This is a genomic window from Bacillus sp. M13(2017), from assembly GCF_002218325.1.
Lineage (GTDB): Bacteria > Bacillota > Bacilli > Bacillales > Bacillaceae_G > Bacillus_A > Bacillus_A thuringiensis_K.
In genome coordinates, this window is sequence record NZ_KZ268500.1 from 877,373 (window position 1) to 894,129 (window position 16,757).

Genomic DNA, 16,757 nt, shown 5'->3' on the forward strand with positions numbered 1-16,757 from the left:
GGGATAGTGAGAATGAAAAAAATAATTGCTAGTGTAGTTATTGCATGTACGCTCGCATTATCAGTGTTATCGATTAGTTCGGTACCAACTAAAGATAATCAGGCAACAGGAAAAGTAAAAGAAGTACAACTAATGAAAATGGATCCAGGTACTTTAGGATAACAAATAAATTAAAATGCCATTGCATCTAAGGGTGCAATGGCATTTCGTACGTTTAAGGGGTTATTCATTTTCTACAATTTGATATTTTTGAATAATTAAGGATGATGGGGGAACCGAGTATGGAAAATGTACTAGAGAGCACTTTATGGGAAATGTTAAAATTAGGAGCATTAACTACAGATGAGAATGAAAAAAAATTGGTAGAGAATATAAAAAACATAGTAAAAAAAGAAAAAAATGATTGTTAGCCCAATTGCTGACAATCATTTTTTATTATGGCCTACAGCAGCCTTCATCATATCCAGTAACATATCTTGTTTTTCTTTTGGCATCTTTTCTAACATGTCAATTAGTTCGTTAAATTCTTTTCTTAATTCAGTGAACTGAACTGCATTTAATTCCGGATCATCAGATCGGCCTAATAAATAATCGACAGATACGTTTAATACATCTGAAATGATAACTAAAGTTTCATTAGATGGTGAACTATAGCCTGTTTCATAATTAGAAATTGTAGTTTTAGTTACTTTAGTTTCCGTATCCAACTTTTCTTTTATTTTTAATGCTAATGCATCTTGTGTTAATCCACGTTTCTTTCTAGAAAGTTTTATTCTTTGCCCTAAAATAGTCATAAATTCACCCCATATATATTATATCCAAAACTGTAAACTGTTTTTCTAATTTAAAAGTACAATTAAATTGTACTTTGTTTGTAAAAGTTTTGCATTAGTTTTTTAAAATTTTGTTTAAAAATCCAAAAAACTCAAATATTATTATTGACAGTACAAAAAACTTGGATATATAATGAGTGTAACAAGTTCAAGAAAGTTGGATTTTAGGAGGTGTCATCATGGGAAAGAAACGACATAATTTAATTAAAGCTCGCAAACGTAAAAATTTTACCCAGGAACAACTAGGAGCATTGATAAATAAACAGAAAACGGTAATCAGTAATTGGGAAACTGGCTACGCAACTCCAACATTAGATGATGCAATGCAAATAGCGAAAATATTAGAAGAAGACATATATAATCTTTTTTTAGGTGTTGAGGTTCAAGAAAATCAAACTTTTTTCAAAAAAGTTCAATTGTAAGATGGCTTAAATAAAAAATGAAAAGGAGCTAAAAACATGTACCAAATAAAACAGTTACCATTCTCACTGAAAGCAGAGGATGTACAAGAATTCTTAAATATTTCTCGATCAGCAGCATATGCACTTATGAAGAGAAAGGATTTCCCAACAATTGTGATTGGAAAAAGTAAACGGGTTAAAGCGGAAGATTTTCTTAAATGGGTAGAAGCACAAAAGGTGGGAGCAAATGCTAGTTAAAATAAATTTCGGATTTTTAACAAAATTACCGTTTGATACATAAGGAGGTGATTTAGTGGAAGATACAACATCGTTAGTAGTATTCGCAATGTTTATCGCATGCAGTGTATTGTTGCTTTACATTACTTACGAACCAATAAAACGATGGGCTTGGAGTGACGTAGAACAAAATAAAAAGACCCATGGCAGTGGGTCCTTTAAGAAAAAACAATTGTTATAAGTATATCACGGAAAGTAGGGAAATAGTACATGGATTTAATCGAATGTCAAGTGCTATTACCTAATAAATTTTGGGACTTAGCAGAGAGCAAGGATGAATTAAAGAAGATGATCGAACAGTATTTCAAAAATGGTTATCCGCATTACAAAATAAAGAAAATTATTAGAAGTGGCGAATCGCACATAGCGATTTGTGAAAGGAAGTGGCTGATTTGAACAGCGTAGTTTTACAAATAGGACAGATGAACTTCCGTGGAAATGTCATAGATCATGGTTGGTTTAAAACACTCACACTAGATAATGGAAAACCAAATATGGTCGCGATTTCCATATTAGGAGAGGTTGTTTATTGGTACAAACCTACAGAAGTAAGAGATGAGCATTCAAATAATGTGAGATATAAACAAAAGTTTAAAGCGGATACGCTTCAAAAGAGCTATCAGCAATTTGCAGATTCATTTGGTTTTACAAAAAGACAAGTAAAAGATGCATGTGATTACTTGAAGGACAGAAGGTTAGTCCGTATCGAGTTTCGTACGGTATTTGTAAATGGAACTAGATGTAACAATGTAATGTTTATAGAGCCCATTCCTGAAGAAATACAAAAAATATCAATTTTATATTGGGAGAATGGCACCCCTCCTACATTAGAACGTAAGAGGGTATTACAACAAAATGTACCACCCTCTTACGATAAAACGGAAGAGCCTCCTACATTTAAACGTAAGACAAATACAGAGATTACTACAGAGAATACTACAGAGAATGTAAGTAGTAGTAGCATCTTCTCTTTCTACGAAAATAATTTCGGTATTTTAAATTCATTCATAGCCGAAAGTATTGCTCAATGGGTAAATGATACAAGCGAAGAACTTGTACAAGCAGCTATGGAACGTGCTTTGAAACAGCAGAAGAAATGGAATTATGCTGAGGGCATTTTAAAACAGTGGGTTAACAATAACGTGAAAACTTTAAAAGATGTTGATGCTTTAGAAACTGAATATCAACGCAATAAAGGAGTGAAAAAGCGTGTCGGAATCAATCGGAAGAGTGATGACTCGGATAGTGAATACATCGGCTTGTAGTGAAGAAACGGAAGGGTATACATGCGAACACTGTAATAAATATATCGCCGTAATCACTGTAGAGGTTCCGCAGTTACGTATTAAAAACAAAATACTTCCTACATGTGAGTGTGTTGTAGAACGTGAAGAAGCAAAAATACGTGAAGCTCAAAACTTTGCTAAGAAGAGAGAGATAGAAAAGTTGTTCAGCATTAGTAACTTAGGAGAAAGGTTCTCCAAAAGTACATTTGAATCGTTTCTAGATAGAAATGGATCAGAGACTGCTTATAAAGTTGCAGTGGAATACGTGAAGACTTTTAAAGAGTGGAACGGGGAATCGTTAATGCTTTGGGGAGAACCTGGTAATGGTAAAACACACTTAGCAGCCGCGATTGTAAATGAGCTTTCTAAAAAAGGATACATTGTCGTATTTCAAAGCGTTCCAGAATTATTACAACGTATTCGCAGCACCTTCAATAGTGAAAACAAAGAAAATGAAACACAAATTATGAGAGCACTTTTAGAATGCGACTTACTTATATTAGATGATATTGGAGCAGAAAAAACTACGGAATGGGTAGAAGAAAAATTGTTCAATATCATTGATGGTCGGTACAGAAAAGAACTTCCTACTTTATATACGAGTAATTTGGAACCAAAAGAGCTGAAAAACCAAGTTGGAAAACGTTCGTATGACCGAATGGTTGAAACAAGTCTAACTGTAAAAAATGAAGCCGCTAGTTATAGAAGAGAGATAGCAAAGCAACGTTTACAAAGATTTATAGAAGCGTAAAAGGAGGAATAAACATGTGTGTATTATGCCGTAATACAGGAATTATTCGTAAAGAAATTTATCCGGGTGTAATCGAAACGAACGGTTGTAATTGTGAAGTAGCGAAGCAACAACAAGAAGAAAATGACAAGCGTTGGAAAGCGTACTTAATTAAATTCGAGTTAATGAAACAAGAATTACGACGTAAAAAGCAACAAAAAGTTAGCTAACAAGAAAAAGGAGGATTTCAGTCGTATGAAGCCTACGAAAGTTGAAATCGATGTTACTGATAATAAAATTTATGTGGTTAAAAATGGTGAGGTTACTCCACTGAATCCTCCAGTAACAGGGTTTGGGGAACAAGTAATCACTTGGCAAGGTGGGAAAGTTGATCGTGTATCAACTACCATCACAGAAAAAATAAAATAACTGGGGATGCGATTATGAAGCAATTAACTATTGATGATGTTATGGGTAGTTTCAACTATGCCGCAATAAGTACCAGTGAAAAGTTTTTGAATCCAAGCTACGAAGTGCATTTTTACGATAAAGAGGAACGGCAAAAGATGGATTGTTTTGATGCTAAAACTGAAGTTGAAGCTTGGAATGCAGCTATAGAAGAGCACGGGAAAGGTATTCAGAAGATTAGGATAACTAATTCAAAACGTACTAGAGCAGAATTTCTGGAACTAGATTAGGAGGGGAAATTGATGGCTTTCAATCGATGGTTAGCTGATGAGGAATATCAGCAAGCAGAAGCAAATGGTATTAGTAGAAGGGTTCTTTACATGAGAATGTACAGGTACGGTTGGGACTTACAAGAAGCTTTGACTACATCACCGAGAACATATTGGCATATGAACGAAGGTAAATACAATAAATGGTTAAAATTAGCGACGGAAAACGGAATTAATTCAAGCACCTTTTACAGTAGGGTAAATAACGGTTGGGATCCTAAAGATGCTGCAAGTATTCCAACCCGCAAACAAACTGATAGGAAGGAGCTTGTTAAGATTGCTGAATCAAACGGCATAAGCGCTAGTACTTTCAGGTCTAGATTGAGTTATGGATGGGACCCGATAAAAGCAGCCACTACAAAACTTAAGATAAAAAGAGAAAAGAAAAATATTGGTTAGAAGGAGCGAATGAAAATGAAAACAATGGAAAACGGTGTATTTGGAGTAACAAAATTAATCAGTAAATCAAAGGAAGGACAAGATGTAATGAATATCAATCAAATTAATGAATTAGATCAATATCAAGAAGCGGCATTACGTACATGGAATACAAATAACGATTTCGGTGGACGTGTTTTAAATGCAGCATTAGGACTTACGGGAGAAGCTGGTGAGGTTGCCTATGTTGTAAAAAAAGCTATTTTCCACGGGCATGGTTTTGATCCAGCTCATTGTCCAGGAGAAGAAGAAGGAAATACGCATAAAATCGCTTTAGAGTTAGGGGATATCTTGTACTACATTTCAATCATGTCTCATGAAATGGGATATACCCTAGAAGATATCGCTCAAATGAATATATCTAAATTAGCAACAAGATACCCAGACGGATTTAGTCGGGAAGCAAGTCAAAAACGTGTTGATGTGAAGTAAGACCAAATTTGAATTTTATACAAATATACAGAAATGATTGAGGGATAAACCTATAAATAAAACCTGTACTCTCATTATATAAAGAGTACAGGTTTTGGATACAGTTGCTGAGTTCTTGGGATGGTGAACACCAGCAACAAAATAATATCACGAGTATTAAGAAAAAACATCAGATAATTGTTTCCGATTTTTCAAATAATAGTTAATTAGTTTTAAATAAACCAAAGCGTTATTATATGTAAAAAGTCATATGTTTTTTATCTTCTTTATAGTACTCTAAGCGGTTTTGCAAAGTACCGGTGTGGAACTCAAACTTATGGCCATCTGGATCTGTAAAGTAAAGAGATCTTTGGTCTCTCTCGTCTCTTTCTCGACCAGGTAAAATATTAACATCATTTTGAATTAATAATTCTTTTAAATGATCTAATTCTTCATTTGTTACAGTGAAAGCTATATGTGTATAAGATTGCTTAATTTCATTTCTTGGTATATCTTCTTCAACATTTAAAGCAATCCATAATCCATTTAAATCAAAATACGCTAATTTTCTACCTTTTACTAATAATTTTGCTTGAAGTATTTTTTGATAGAATTCAATAGATTTTTCTAAGTTTGATACAGAAAAACAAATATGATTAATGCCTTGTAGCATAAAAAAATCCCCCTATAATTTAAAAAAATAATATTTTTATATAAAGATTATATAGGTTTAGGGGCGATTTATAAATAATTACTACAAAATAGTTATTTTATAACCCAAAATAAAAGAACCCGTTTGTTATAAACGGATTCTTCCCTTAAGGTGTGCAAGGAATACAAGGTAACTGGCCTAGGGAAACCTGTAGAATTCCTTGTGATTGTAATGTATGCAAAGGAATCAATAAGGTTAATGAGTTTTAAACAAAATCCTTATTGTAAAGAAAAGAGATAGGATTCACAACCCCATCTCTTCCAACAGAGATAATTCCAGTTTTGCTTCTTCGCAATCTGGATTGATGCAGTAATGAATAAACGAATGTTCATCGTGTTGTATAAGAGGTTGATCACAAGATACACATGTATATGGTGAGAGCATTTTATATACCTCCTTACAAATTATGGGTTAATTTTAACACAGTTTTATTAGGTTGAGGAGTAAGACAAAATCGTTATTTGAGAGAAAGGTGAGACGGGATGATAAAGATAAGTAAATCTGAAGAATTTGAAGAGAAATTACGTCGGCACAATAAACGAATGGAAGAAGATGAAGAATATAGAGCGGCTACAAAATTACTTACATTTCCTGCTGGTCAGAAGCTTGAATTAGTGATTGAGGTAACGGATGAATATTATAGTCATAATTTACACAATTTGCTTAGAGGGAATATAGAAGGTGCTGAATTGCTGGGGTTTAAGGTGACTGAGCTTGTAATCAACCCAGTAGAAAGAGAGAAGAGCGCGGTAAGAAAATTCTTAAGGCAGGCAGCACATGATTATAAATTATAATCAAAACGCTATTTTATTAGAAAGGAGGGAGGGCATGACTATTAATAAAGGCATGTTTACTTCTAAAACAGATTTATGGGCAACACCGCAATATTTCTTCGATGAATTACATAAGGAGTTCAACTTTGATTTAGACGTATGTGCATTAGAAGACAATGCAAAATGCGAAAAGTACTTTACTCCAGAAATGGACGGACTAAAACAGGAATGGACCGGTACATGTTGGATGAATCCACCGTATGGTCGAGGTATAGGAAAATGGGTTCAAAAAGCATATGAATCCTCATTAACAGGATCCACTGTAGTATGTTTGTTGCCAGCAAGAACGGATACAAGATGGTGGCACGATTATTGTATGAAAGGTGAGATACGATTAGTTAAAGGAAGGTTAAAGTTCGGTGAAAGTAAGGATAACGCACCTTTTCCTAATGCAGTAGTGATTTTCGGTGAAAGAGCAAAGAAACATACATTAATAGCTATGTAGATTTTTATAAAAATTTCATTTTGTATTAAGTTGGAACATAAAAAGGGCACTTAGTAAAGTGCCCTCGTGACGAGATCAGTTCTATAATGACTATTTTATAGAGAAAGGAACTCAGAATATTATATGTGTGCCCAGTCAATTAAGTGCATTTTTACAAATAAAAGAGCAGCTAGCATAAGCTAACTGCTTTCCAGAAAAGCGTTAAGAAGGAAGTTCAGAACTCAAGTGTATTTATAGTATGGACAATATTTATAAATTTATTCGAGGAGGAACGGATATGATGGATGAATTTGAAGCGTTATTTACAAAAGTGGCTCAAGTGCAAGGTGATCAAGAATTAACATGTAATTGCACAGAGTGTTACTGGAATATGTATTTTCCTAATCGTTCTAATTCAAAGGAATGCGTATCAGAAAGTTTAGCGGATTTTAAAATGACACCTAATTCAACCGAATGTAAAGGGTATTGGGATTATGCAGAAGCATGTGGCCATCCAAAACGATAAAAGAGCAGCTAGCAAAAGCTAACTGCTCAGGTCAGGGAACTGCTGATTGGGGTTCATTTAAATGAGTTATGGCATACAGCCTATCTATATTATATACGGAATATTGAATTTTATTCAGGGAGGTAGAGGAAAATGTGGAAAGTAAAAGATATATTTCGCCTTACAATTGGGAGAAATAATAAAGAACGTAAATATAGTAAAAATAGAAAACCAATCATGCTTCTTGATGATGGGACACCGATTTATCCAATGACAGCGAGAGAAGGCAGAGAATTAGGAAAAGCACTTGTAGATGGTTTTGTTGCTGGTATTGAACAGCATAAACAAACGGTAATAGGGATAGATTGGGGTAACCCTGACAGTTCGTTTAGTGCTACGGTTACGGTCCCATACAAAAGAAACTCAACAAAATAATCCTTTGAATAGAATGTGAGGTTACAAGATGAAGGGTAAAGAGTGGTTTGGCCTTATAGCAATTGCTGTAATGATATTGTTTTCAATTATTTTTGAAGTGATTAATTATGCGCATGTAACAACAGTTAAAGGTGAAGTAATCGATAAATATACTAAGAGAAGTAACGATCACGATAAATTTTATATTGTTGTAAAACAAGATGATAGTTTAGAAAAGGTAATTGTAAATAAAGATAGTGTGTTTATGATGAAATTCGATTCAGCAGATGTTCAAGCGAAAGTTAACAATGGAGAGAAATATGAATTTAAATTACGCGGTTATAGGGTACCAGTGTTATCTATGTTTCCGAATGTAGATACGGTCGAAAATAGAAAGTGAGGTTAAGAGAAATGGCTAGCTTAAAGAAAAGAAAAATTAGAAAAGCGATTGCTCGTCGTACAAAAGAAGTGGAGAAGTATCAAGTTAATAAAGCTTGGAGAAACATTTTTGTACAAGCTGGTATTTTAAAATAAAAAAATAATATCGTCCGGCTAGAAAACTAGAGGACACCAATTCAGTAAAACAGCGATTCAAGCTGTTTGAGGAATAGGTGTCCTTTTTATTTTGAAAAGGGAGATGGGGAAATGAAAGTGCTAAAGGATCAGCTACGTGAATGGAAAAAGCAATCCAAGAAAGGAAAAAAGAAAAATAAGAAAAAGCAAAAAGAGAAATTAAGTACTCGTGAAATTGAGGATTTAATGGGGATGCATAGACCTTGTTATGAACGTAGACGTGGAGCTTTAAGACAAAAGTAATTTAAAAATAAAAAGGAGTGGTCTTACATGACTAAACAATTATCTTTCTTACCAAAAATTGATAGAACAGCAACACAAGAAGAATTAGAAGGTGTGTTGGAAAGCGTACGTATACATAGACAATTTGGGATGATGCGTAAAGAAATGAAAGTCACTCCTTCTTATGAAATGCGTGAGCATGGGCCTACACATACAGTTGGAAAACCATTAGAAGATGTTGCTATAGCAAATATCCAACAAAGTAAACGAGAAGAATGGCTGGAAAGAATGTCAGTGCGTATTGATCAGTTTCTAAATCGATTAGGGAACGGACGTGCAGGAAGCATTCAAAGAGATATTATTTATAAACGTTATTTAGAAGAAGAGGATGTATGTGATTACATGGTTTATAACGAAATAGGGATGTCAGAGCGCACTTATCGACGTTGGAAGTCTAAAGCGTTTTATAAGCTTGCTTTTGCACTTGGATTAGAAGTTTACGAGACAGAAGAAACGGGAGGTAATGAATAATGAATTTTGTTCAACCGATACGTGATCCGGAGCAAATACAGCAGTTAAAAGATTATTTTAAGGAAAAGAGCTTACGTAATTACATTCTCTTCATTATGGGAATCAATACAGGTCTGAGAATCTCGGACATTTTGAAATTGAAGGTAGGAGATGTCAAAGGCAGTCATATATCTATGAGAGAAAAGAAAACAGGGAAACAGAAACGAATACAAATTACCGCAGCATTGAAAAGAGAACTTAAATGGTTTATTGAAGAAAGAGAAGACAATGAATATTTATTGCAAAGTAGACAAGGTAGGAATCGTCCAATCGGTCGCAGTATGGCATATAAGATATTAAGTGGAGCAGCGGCAGAGTTTGGATTAGATGAAATAGGAACACATACGTTGAGAAAGACGTACGGGTATCATATGTACATGCAAACGAAAAACATAGCATTACTCATGGAGATATTCAATCACTCGTCAGAGAAAGTCACACTACGTTATATAGGTGTAAACCAAGATGCAATGGATAAAGCAATGACTAGGTTTAAAATCTAATCATTGCTTTTTTCTTTTTAAATCTATACAGTTACTCATAAATTTCGTACTGTGTAACTCAAAAGAGAAAGTGAAATGAAATCAATGATACCAAGGGATTTGGTAAAGGGGTCAGTTACACACAATACAAGATATGGGTAAGTGGGTGTGTGACTAATAATCGATATATAGTACTATGAAATATAAGTGGAGTTGAAGGGAGAAACGTATAGATGGATATTGATTGGTCAAATATTTTAGCAGGGTTCTTAGGTGGTGCAGGAGTAGGAAGTATAGTAACTCATTATGCAAAGAAAAGGATTGAAAAATTACTGAATGAACAATTAGCAGATTATAATTCAGAGTTACGAAAATTAAACGATAACTATCAAATTGTATTTAGTAAATTACACGCGGATAGAACAGAAACAATAAAAAATCTGTACAACATATTATGCGAAATAGATCAAGATATACGAAGTTTAAAGTGGGCAGAGGAAAGTGGCGATATCGAATGTTTAAAGGTAGTAGAAAGGAAATTAGTCACTAATTCGTTGGAGTTTTATAATAATTATCAACGTAATCGAATTTATTTTTCTGAAGATACTTGTAAATTATTTGAATTGATGCATGTAAAGTTAGCTGATGTTAACGTACCTATAAATGTGTATTACACTTATAGAGGTAATCTATCAGTAGAAGATCAAGAAAAAGAAACGGAACGCAAGGAGAAAATGAAAAAATATATGAAAGAGGACATTCCTAAATTAAAAGAGGAAATCGAGAAAGAGTTTAAAAAAATATTGGGAGTAGTTGAAAAATAAATAAGTGGCAGAGTCGTGACCGCTTTTTGGCAGGAAATGTGCCGGTTGTTTTGGAATTCACGTGATATATTTGTATTGTGAGAAGTGGCGGAAAACACAACTCACAATGTTCCTTTATAAACTATATGTTGTTTAAACGATTTCGTAATGATGGCACATAAAATCCGAAACCAGCAGATGGTAATGATTGAATGGTACCATTATTAGGGAGAGCTTTTGCTCTTCTTTGAGCTAACAACATCCTAGGTAGACAGAATTAGGAGAACCTGATAAGTTTTCCGATGGTGTCTGTTGTGGTTGTTAGCTGAGAGAGGAATAAAACTTCACATACCGTAATTAAAAAGTAAATAAGAAAATGATGAAAAAAGCATCCATACGGATGCTTTTTATTTTGGAGGAGGATGAATGATGGATAATCAAAACAACGAAATGAAAGTTGGAATTGTTGAATTAAGAATCCAAGTTACTGGACTACAACAAACGATTGAAGAACTAAAAAAAAGAGTAACCATGTTAGAAGGAGGATTGGCAACAAAAGCTGATATAACTCATGTTCGAGAAATAGTCAAAGAATCTGTAGTAATTAAAAAGATTAACGATAGCAAATTGGTAGGAGTGGATTGTAAAGTTGGGGTTTCATTAGACGGGAAAGTATTAGCTGAGTCTATAATAGAACACGCTTCTGATTCAATTCAAGGTCGCGTGATTAAAGGAAGTGAGATAAATGAAACTAAATAAACAAGAACAAGCGGTTGCAATTGGTACATTCATTTCAATGTTAGGACAGGATCTTGTAAATGAACGCATCGATAAAAAGAAATTAGAAAGTGTACTTCCTATCTTTAATGAAATGCAAGATAATACAACACCAAAGCAAAAGAGAGAAGCGATGATCAGTTTGCTTGGTAAAGCAGTAGATGGATTCTTAGAAAAATAACCATAAAAAAAGGAAAAGCAACTCGCATTGGGGTGCGAATCACTTTTCCTGATGGCAATGTTAACCTTATTATAACAACTTGTATTTATTTGGTAAATATATAATTGGAATATTCTTTCTAAAGGAGTGAGACAGATGTGTGAGGTTCGTACTGAGACTAACCATTACCATACTTCTAAATGTTTAGTGTGTGGCCATCAGGATAGAGTTAATTATCCGTCAAAAGAAGAATATCAAGAAGTAACTGTTTGTCCTAAGTGTAATGGTGCTTTTGTAGATATGTGGAAGTTAGAGAAGTACAAACAACATATCAATCAGCATAAAGAATGTGAACATAAATATCGATTGATGGATAGTAAAACAACACAGATACAAGCTGATAACAGACAAGTATCTATCCATATCTTGGGGAGTTTCTATTGTGAAAAATGTCTTGATATTCAATTCCGTGGAAGGATTGAGGAAGGAGAATGATAGAATGCTATGGTTATTAGCTTATCTTATTGTTGGGCTTCTTTATACAACAATCAGGTTATATCCATCGATATGTGATGTTGCACAAAAGAATATAGATGATGCTGTATGGTTGATAGCGACAATTGTTATATCAATTGCTGTTATCTTCTTTTTAATTCCATTCTGGATTATCCTGTTAGCTCTTGATATAGCTAAGTTGTTTTATAAACAAAGAGGTAAGCTTCATGAATGAATATAAAACCAAACAACAAAAGCGTAAGTTCTATGACAGTGGTGAGTGGAAGAGTATACGAGAACAAGTAAAGAAGCGTGACAACTATGAATGCCAAGAGTGTAAGCGCAATGGTAGTGTTCGTGTGGACACCAATGAATACAGTGAGAGTGCAAAGCGTAAGAAGATTCAGCTCGTTGTCCATCATATAAAAGAACTCGAACATTATCCAGAGCTTGCATTAGAAATGGATAACTTAGAAACAGTCTGTGTGGATTGCCATAATAAAGAACACGGTAGAGTGTTTGTTAAAAAGATAAACAAATGGGAAAACGATGAAAAGTGGTAAAAATGATTCGATAATAATACCCCCCCTTAAAATATTTCATCAAAAAATGCTCTAAGGGGCACCGGAGGAGGGGGTCGATTTTTCAAATTTATAACCAAATTCGCGCGTTATATCAAATTGGAAAACGATGTAAATCAGAAGGGAGGGATATTGTGGCTAGAGTGAAGCGTGAAACAATGAGAAAAAGGATTGAAAAGGATCTAACAAATCAATTAAAAGAAAAAAAGATTGTAGGTAATCATTATACTGACTTAATTCAAGACTATTTATCGTTGTGGGATTTAAAGTGTATTCTTGTTGATGATATTGAAGAAACAGGAATAAAAGTATCTGGCATGCATGGTCCGAAATCCAATCCTTCTATTAACGATTTACATAAAACAAATGATCGAATGATAAAGATTTTAGATGCACTTGGATTAGAAGCATCGGCAGAAGAAAAGAAAGTTCCTTCAAAACCTGTGCGCTCAGTTAAAGATTTAACATGATTCAAAATAAATATGTCACTGAATATATTGAGATGTATCGCGCAGGGAAAATTAAGCTGAATAAAGAGCGCATAATGCTAATTGAGTACCTGGAGAAATACATTTTAATACGCGATGATTTGTATTTCGATAATGAAATGCATGAGGACTATATAAAATTCACTGAGAAATGGTACTTTGAATTGCAAGCATTTCAAAAGTTCCTAACAGCATTCGTTTTTCTTTTCTATAAAGAAGATGATTCTGTTTTTTACGAGCAATTTTTAATTATGATGGCTCGTGGTGGTGGTAAAAACGGTTTAATTTCATCATTATGCCATTTCTTTATTAGTCCGCTGCACGGAATAGATCGATACAATGTTTCAATTGTGGCGAACAACGAGAAACAGGCCAAAGTTTCTTTTCGTGAAGTCTATGATGCTATTAAAGGAAAAGAAATACTAGAAGATATGTTTTATCGAACCAAGGTAGAGATACTGAGTAACGATACGCAAAGCATTATTCAATATCATACATCTAATGCTGGTTCTAAGGATGGACTTCGTGACGGTTGTGTTATTTACGATGAAATACATCGATATGAAAACTTTGATGTAGTAAATGTATTCTCTAGTGGACTTGGAAAAGTGCCAAATGCTAGAGAATTTTTTATTGGTACAGATGGCTTTGTCCGCGACGGATTCCTGGACAAAACGAAAGAGCGAGCGATGAACATTCTAAAGGGAAAAGATTTAGAAGATCCATTATTCCCTTTCATTTGCAAGATAGATAATCCAGAAGAAATTGATAATCCTGATGTATGGGAAAAAGCGAATCCGATGTTTAGTGAGCCGAGAAGTTCTTATGCTAAACAATTATTTAAAAAGGTATTAACTCAATATAAACAATTAGAAAATAATCCTTCAAACCGTGAAGAATTCATCACAAAACGTATGAATTACCCTGAAACAGATTTAACAAAGTCTGTAGCTTCATGGGAAGAAATCATGCGTACTGGTTTTGAAGAAGATGGAGAAACGCTTAGAGAAGTTCCTGATTTAAAACATAAAGTAGCTGTAGGTGGACTCGACTTCGCCAGCATCAAAGACTTTGCTGCGGTTGGTCTACTATTTAAACATGGTGAAGATTATATATGGAAAGGTCATTCATTTGTACGTAAGGGATTTTTGGACAAGGTGAAATTAAAAGCACCTATATATGAATGGGCTGAAAATGGCTTACTAACTATTGTGGATGAACCAGTTATTAATATCTCTCACATTGTAGATTGGTTTGTAAAAATGCGTGAGATATACGGATTTAACACAATAGTAGCTGATACATTTCGTCTTGATCTTGTTAAAACAGCACTTGAAGCTGAAGGTTTCATATTGTTATATATTCGTAATCCAAAAGCGATTCATTCACTTTTAGCTCCACGAGTTGAAACGTTATTTGCAAACAATCGTATTATTTTTGGGGATAATCCATTAATGCGTTGGTACACCAATAACGTCTACGTCCACATCAAAAAAGACGGCAACAAAGAATACTTGAAAAAAGATGAATTTAAGCGAAAAACAGATGGATTTCAAGCTTTTATACATGCGTTATGGCAAGCGGATAATATTCTTGTGGATGAATTCGACTTTATGTTAGATGGTATTAAATTCTAATAAAGGGGGTGATAATCATTGGATGGCTAGATGCAGTATTTAAAAGAAATAGTGAAGTAGGATTTATGTTTGATGTGGAAATGTTTATTGAGAAAGCCAATAGAGTACACATGAAGCGACTGGCGATTGATACCTGTATATCCTTTTTAGGGAGAACAATTAGTCAGTCAGAATTTAGAGTGAAAAATGGTGAAGAATTTGAAAAGGATGAGCTTTACTACCGATTAAATGTCAGACCGAATAAGAATATGACAGCAAGTACCTTTTGGGAGAGTTTCATTTACAAACTTATTTATGATAATGAAGCTTTGATTATACAAGCGGATGATGGTGATTTACTTATAGCTGATGACTTTGAACATAATGAATATGCTGTGTTTGAAGATACTTTTACAAATGTAACCGTAAAAGATTATCAGTTTAAGCGAAGTTTTAAACAAAGTGAAGTCATTCATTTAAGATACAGGAATGCTAAGTTATCACCTCTTATCGATGGTTTGTTTACTGATTATGGTGATTTATTCGGTAGAATATTAAGTTCTCAAAAACGTAAGAATCAAATTCGCGGAACAGTTGATATGGATATGCTTGCTGCAAAGAGTAAAGAACATCAAACGAAGCTTCAAGAATTCATTGATAACATGTATAAAGCGATTGGAGAAAAAGACGTTGCTATTATTCCGCAACAACCAGGTTTTAAGTATGCTGAAACATCAGGCGGAGGGAATTCTGGTCAGAGTGTGGAGGAAATCAATAAAGTAACGAATGGTTTCTTAAATCAAGTAGCAATGGCTTTTGGTATTCCAACTGCTTTGATATATGGCGAAATGGCTGATGTTGAGAAGCAAACGAAAAATTATATGCTTTTTACAGTGAAACCTTTATTAAAAAAGCTTTCTGATGAAGCAAACGTTAAATTTTTTGAAGAAGAAGAGTTTCTTTCAGGGCAAAAAATTGAAGTTAAAGCTGTTTCTTATCAAAGTATATTTGATCTTGCGACAAGCATCGATAAACTCATTTCTTCAAGTGCATTTACAGGGAATGAGATTCGACTAGAAGTAGGATATGAAGTTTCTGATGATCCTAACTTAAATACACATCATATTACGAAAAACTATACGAAACTAACTGAATCTGAAGGAGGTGAGAATACAAATGACGGTAAAAATTGACGTTAAAGGGCCAATCATTTCGAATGATGAAGCTTGGATTTATGATTGGTTTGAAATGGATGCGACAAGCCCAGGTAAGATTACAAAACAACTGGATAATGCAAATAGTGAGGATTTAATTGTATCAATCAATAGTCCTGGTGGTTATGTAGATGAGGGTTCGGAAATTTACACTGCATTAAAAAATTATCCTGGTCATGTGGAAGTTCAAATTGTTGGTTTAGCAGCAAGTGCAGCTTCTGTAATTGCTATGGCAGGTGATAAAGTTCGAATTTCTCCAACAGCAAAAATCATGATTCACAACGCTGCTAAGTGGCATGGTGGAGATCATCGTGACATGGAAAAGGCGGCTGAGATGTTAAAAATAACAGATCGAGCAATTGTAAATGCCTATGTCATTAAAAGTGGTAAATCAGAAGAAGAACTACTTAACATGATGGCTGAAGAAACTTGGATGGGTCCGCAACAAGCATTAGAAAACAATTTCGCGGATGAAATCATGTTTATGGAGAATCCAGTTAAAATGACAGCTTCAACGGCTACTGCTGCCATGCTTCCGCAGAAAGTAATCGATGGCTTTAGAAATGGAACCATGAACAAAGGCCAAGGAATTACAAAAGAAGATTTAAATGTAGCATTATCAGGATTAAAAAATGAAATTCTGAATGATTTACAAAACAATATAGAAGAACAACCAAAGGAGCCGAATCCTAAACCTGTAAAAAACAGTGGGATTAAAGGGCTCCTTTTAAAATTATAAAAAATGGGGGAAACAA

The 16,757-nt window shown here is 34.1% G+C and carries 35 protein-coding genes; 32 read left to right on the forward strand and 3 right to left on the reverse strand.

Translation table 11 applies throughout. The features are described 5' to 3' along the window. Positions 1-12 precede the first annotated feature (12 nt). Together CGQ22_RS31840 and CGQ22_RS32340 are read left to right on the forward strand one after the other, a co-directional pair. Positions 13-162, forward strand: a complete 150-nt coding sequence (locus tag CGQ22_RS31840) for a hypothetical protein (RefSeq protein ID WP_000719898.1) — start codon at positions 13-15, stop codon at positions 160-162. Between the two features lie 119 nt (positions 163-281). Further along, on the forward strand, positions 282-410 hold the full coding sequence (locus CGQ22_RS32340) for a hypothetical protein (protein WP_000432511.1): 129 nt from the start codon (positions 282-284) through the stop codon (positions 408-410). Between the two features lie 15 nt (positions 411-425). Here the strand turns inward: CGQ22_RS32340 and CGQ22_RS05110 are convergent, their stop codons facing one another. Beyond that, positions 426-794: a helix-turn-helix domain-containing protein gene (locus CGQ22_RS05110; protein WP_000153812.1), complete on the reverse strand. Its 369-nt coding sequence runs from the start codon at positions 792-794 to the stop codon at positions 426-428. Positions 795-1,012: 218 nt separating this feature from the next. Here CGQ22_RS05110 and CGQ22_RS05115 point away from each other — a divergent pair, with 218 nt between their 5' ends. Genes CGQ22_RS05115 through CGQ22_RS05165 form a run of 11 tightly spaced genes read left to right on the forward strand, consistent with a single transcriptional unit; the run spans position 1,013 to position 5,154 of the window. Beyond that, positions 1,013-1,255 (forward strand): helix-turn-helix transcriptional regulator, encoded by a 243-nt coding sequence (locus tag CGQ22_RS05115; RefSeq protein ID WP_089148319.1) that lies wholly within the window; start codon positions 1,013-1,015, stop codon positions 1,253-1,255. A gap of 36 nt (positions 1,256-1,291) precedes the next feature. Beyond that, positions 1,292-1,492, forward strand: a complete 201-nt coding sequence (locus CGQ22_RS05120) for a helix-turn-helix domain-containing protein (RefSeq protein WP_000284332.1) — start codon at positions 1,292-1,294, stop codon at positions 1,490-1,492. Between the two features lie 55 nt (positions 1,493-1,547). After that, entirely contained in the window at positions 1,548-1,712 is a 165-nt protein-coding gene (locus CGQ22_RS31845; protein ID WP_044821776.1) for a hypothetical protein, read from the forward strand. 29 nt (positions 1,713-1,741) lie between these two features. Next, positions 1,742-1,927 (forward strand): hypothetical protein, encoded by a 186-nt coding sequence (locus CGQ22_RS05130; RefSeq protein WP_089148320.1) that lies wholly within the window; start codon positions 1,742-1,744, stop codon positions 1,925-1,927. Beyond that, positions 1,924-2,796, forward strand: a complete 873-nt coding sequence (locus CGQ22_RS05135) for a DnaD domain-containing protein (protein WP_089148321.1) — start codon at positions 1,924-1,926, stop codon at positions 2,794-2,796. Before CGQ22_RS05130 ends, CGQ22_RS05135 begins: the two co-directional genes overlap by 4 nt. Next, positions 2,765-3,568, forward strand: a complete 804-nt coding sequence (locus CGQ22_RS05140) for an ATP-binding protein (RefSeq protein ID WP_089148322.1) — start codon at positions 2,765-2,767, stop codon at positions 3,566-3,568. Before CGQ22_RS05135 ends, CGQ22_RS05140 begins: the two co-directional genes overlap by 32 nt. A 14-nt stretch (positions 3,569-3,582) precedes the next feature. Then, positions 3,583-3,777 (forward strand): hypothetical protein, encoded by a 195-nt coding sequence (locus CGQ22_RS05145; protein ID WP_089148323.1) that lies wholly within the window; start codon positions 3,583-3,585, stop codon positions 3,775-3,777. Between the two features lie 25 nt (positions 3,778-3,802). Further along, complete coding sequence (locus tag CGQ22_RS05150) at positions 3,803-3,976, forward strand: DUF3954 domain-containing protein (protein ID WP_000805174.1); 174 nt, start codon at positions 3,803-3,805, stop codon at positions 3,974-3,976. 14 nt (positions 3,977-3,990) lie between these two features. Further along, on the forward strand, positions 3,991-4,245 hold the full coding sequence (locus tag CGQ22_RS05155) for a hypothetical protein (RefSeq protein WP_089148324.1): 255 nt from the start codon (positions 3,991-3,993) through the stop codon (positions 4,243-4,245). 12 nt (positions 4,246-4,257) lie between these two features. Next, positions 4,258-4,683 carry a hypothetical protein gene (locus CGQ22_RS05160; protein ID WP_089148325.1) on the forward strand — a complete coding sequence of 142 codons (426 nt, stop codon included), beginning with the start codon at positions 4,258-4,260 and terminating at the stop codon, positions 4,681-4,683. Between the two features lie 15 nt (positions 4,684-4,698). Beyond that, positions 4,699-5,154, forward strand: coding sequence for a nucleoside triphosphate pyrophosphohydrolase family protein (locus tag CGQ22_RS05165; RefSeq protein WP_089148326.1), 456 nt, complete (start codon positions 4,699-4,701; stop codon positions 5,152-5,154). Positions 5,155-5,386: 232 nt separating this feature from the next. Here the strand turns inward: CGQ22_RS05165 and fosB are convergent, their stop codons facing one another. Then, entirely contained in the window at positions 5,387-5,806 is a 420-nt protein-coding gene (fosB, locus tag CGQ22_RS05170; RefSeq protein ID WP_089148327.1) for a FosB/FosD family fosfomycin resistance bacillithiol transferase, read from the reverse strand. Positions 5,807-6,088: 282 nt separating this feature from the next. Then, the gene (locus tag CGQ22_RS31850) at positions 6,089-6,229 is read right to left on the reverse strand and encodes a hypothetical protein (RefSeq protein WP_175423369.1); all 141 of its coding nucleotides are present in this window, start codon (positions 6,227-6,229) and stop codon (positions 6,089-6,091) included. Between the two features lie 98 nt (positions 6,230-6,327). Between CGQ22_RS31850 and CGQ22_RS05175 the strand changes: the two genes are divergently transcribed. The 19 genes from CGQ22_RS05175 (at position 6,328) to CGQ22_RS05270 (ending at position 16,741) form a co-directional block, all read left to right on the forward strand. After that, positions 6,328-6,639: a hypothetical protein gene (locus CGQ22_RS05175; RefSeq protein ID WP_089148328.1), complete on the forward strand. Its 312-nt coding sequence runs from the start codon at positions 6,328-6,330 to the stop codon at positions 6,637-6,639. Between the two features lie 34 nt (positions 6,640-6,673). Further along, positions 6,674-7,123, forward strand: a complete 450-nt coding sequence (locus CGQ22_RS05180; RefSeq protein ID WP_089148329.1) for a DNA N-6-adenine-methyltransferase — start codon at positions 6,674-6,676, stop codon at positions 7,121-7,123. A 277-nt stretch (positions 7,124-7,400) separates the two neighbouring features. Continuing rightward, the gene (locus tag CGQ22_RS05185; RefSeq protein WP_046945205.1) at positions 7,401-7,628 is read left to right on the forward strand and encodes a hypothetical protein; all 228 of its coding nucleotides are present in this window, start codon (positions 7,401-7,403) and stop codon (positions 7,626-7,628) included. 132 nt (positions 7,629-7,760) lie between these two features. Next, positions 7,761-8,042 (forward strand): hypothetical protein, encoded by a 282-nt coding sequence (locus CGQ22_RS05190; RefSeq protein ID WP_000266071.1) that lies wholly within the window; start codon positions 7,761-7,763, stop codon positions 8,040-8,042. 28 nt (positions 8,043-8,070) lie between these two features. Then, entirely contained in the window at positions 8,071-8,421 is a 351-nt protein-coding gene (locus CGQ22_RS05195) for a hypothetical protein (protein ID WP_089148330.1), read from the forward strand. Positions 8,422-8,432: 11 nt separating this feature from the next. After that, positions 8,433-8,555 (forward strand): DUF3983 domain-containing protein, encoded by a 123-nt coding sequence (locus CGQ22_RS05200; protein ID WP_078187667.1) that lies wholly within the window; start codon positions 8,433-8,435, stop codon positions 8,553-8,555. Positions 8,556-8,666: 111 nt separating this feature from the next. Then, positions 8,667-8,837: a hypothetical protein gene (locus CGQ22_RS31855; RefSeq protein ID WP_078187666.1), complete on the forward strand. Its 171-nt coding sequence runs from the start codon at positions 8,667-8,669 to the stop codon at positions 8,835-8,837. A 27-nt stretch (positions 8,838-8,864) separates the two neighbouring features. After that, positions 8,865-9,347: an ArpU family phage packaging/lysis transcriptional regulator gene (locus tag CGQ22_RS05210; protein WP_060851588.1), complete on the forward strand. Its 483-nt coding sequence runs from the start codon at positions 8,865-8,867 to the stop codon at positions 9,345-9,347. Next, the gene (locus CGQ22_RS05215) at positions 9,347-9,889 is read left to right on the forward strand and encodes a site-specific integrase (protein ID WP_001012146.1); all 543 of its coding nucleotides are present in this window, start codon (positions 9,347-9,349) and stop codon (positions 9,887-9,889) included. The genes CGQ22_RS05210 and CGQ22_RS05215 overlap by 1 nt, the downstream gene beginning before the upstream one ends. 212 nt (positions 9,890-10,101) lie before the next feature. Further along, entirely contained in the window at positions 10,102-10,692 is a 591-nt protein-coding gene (locus CGQ22_RS05220) for a hypothetical protein (protein WP_089148331.1), read from the forward strand. A gap of 408 nt (positions 10,693-11,100) precedes the next feature. Further along, the gene (locus CGQ22_RS05230; protein WP_089148333.1) at positions 11,101-11,430 is read left to right on the forward strand and encodes a hypothetical protein; all 330 of its coding nucleotides are present in this window, start codon (positions 11,101-11,103) and stop codon (positions 11,428-11,430) included. After that, the gene (locus tag CGQ22_RS05235) at positions 11,417-11,629 is read left to right on the forward strand and encodes a hypothetical protein (RefSeq protein ID WP_089148334.1); all 213 of its coding nucleotides are present in this window, start codon (positions 11,417-11,419) and stop codon (positions 11,627-11,629) included. Before CGQ22_RS05230 ends, CGQ22_RS05235 begins: the two co-directional genes overlap by 14 nt. Before the next feature lie 135 nt (positions 11,630-11,764). Next, entirely contained in the window at positions 11,765-12,103 is a 339-nt protein-coding gene (locus tag CGQ22_RS05240) for a hypothetical protein (RefSeq protein ID WP_089148335.1), read from the forward strand. Between the two features lie 4 nt (positions 12,104-12,107). Beyond that, positions 12,108-12,338, forward strand: a complete 231-nt coding sequence (locus tag CGQ22_RS05245) for a hypothetical protein (protein WP_000964490.1) — start codon at positions 12,108-12,110, stop codon at positions 12,336-12,338. Further along, complete coding sequence (locus CGQ22_RS05250) at positions 12,331-12,666, forward strand: HNH endonuclease (RefSeq protein WP_089148336.1); 336 nt, start codon at positions 12,331-12,333, stop codon at positions 12,664-12,666. Before CGQ22_RS05245 ends, CGQ22_RS05250 begins: the two co-directional genes overlap by 8 nt. 152 nt (positions 12,667-12,818) lie before the next feature. Further along, entirely contained in the window at positions 12,819-13,154 is a 336-nt protein-coding gene (locus CGQ22_RS05255; protein WP_000124846.1) for a P27 family phage terminase small subunit, read from the forward strand. Then, positions 13,151-14,809 (forward strand): terminase TerL endonuclease subunit, encoded by a 1,659-nt coding sequence (locus tag CGQ22_RS05260; protein ID WP_089148337.1) that lies wholly within the window; start codon positions 13,151-13,153, stop codon positions 14,807-14,809. Before CGQ22_RS05255 ends, CGQ22_RS05260 begins: the two co-directional genes overlap by 4 nt. An 8-nt stretch (positions 14,810-14,817) precedes the next feature. After that, positions 14,818-15,981, forward strand: coding sequence for a phage portal protein (locus CGQ22_RS05265; RefSeq protein ID WP_431521024.1), 1,164 nt, complete (start codon positions 14,818-14,820; stop codon positions 15,979-15,981). Continuing rightward, the gene (locus CGQ22_RS05270; RefSeq protein ID WP_089148338.1) at positions 15,965-16,741 is read left to right on the forward strand and encodes a head maturation protease, ClpP-related; all 777 of its coding nucleotides are present in this window, start codon (positions 15,965-15,967) and stop codon (positions 16,739-16,741) included. Before CGQ22_RS05265 ends, CGQ22_RS05270 begins: the two co-directional genes overlap by 17 nt. Positions 16,742-16,757: the final 16 nt, after the last annotated feature.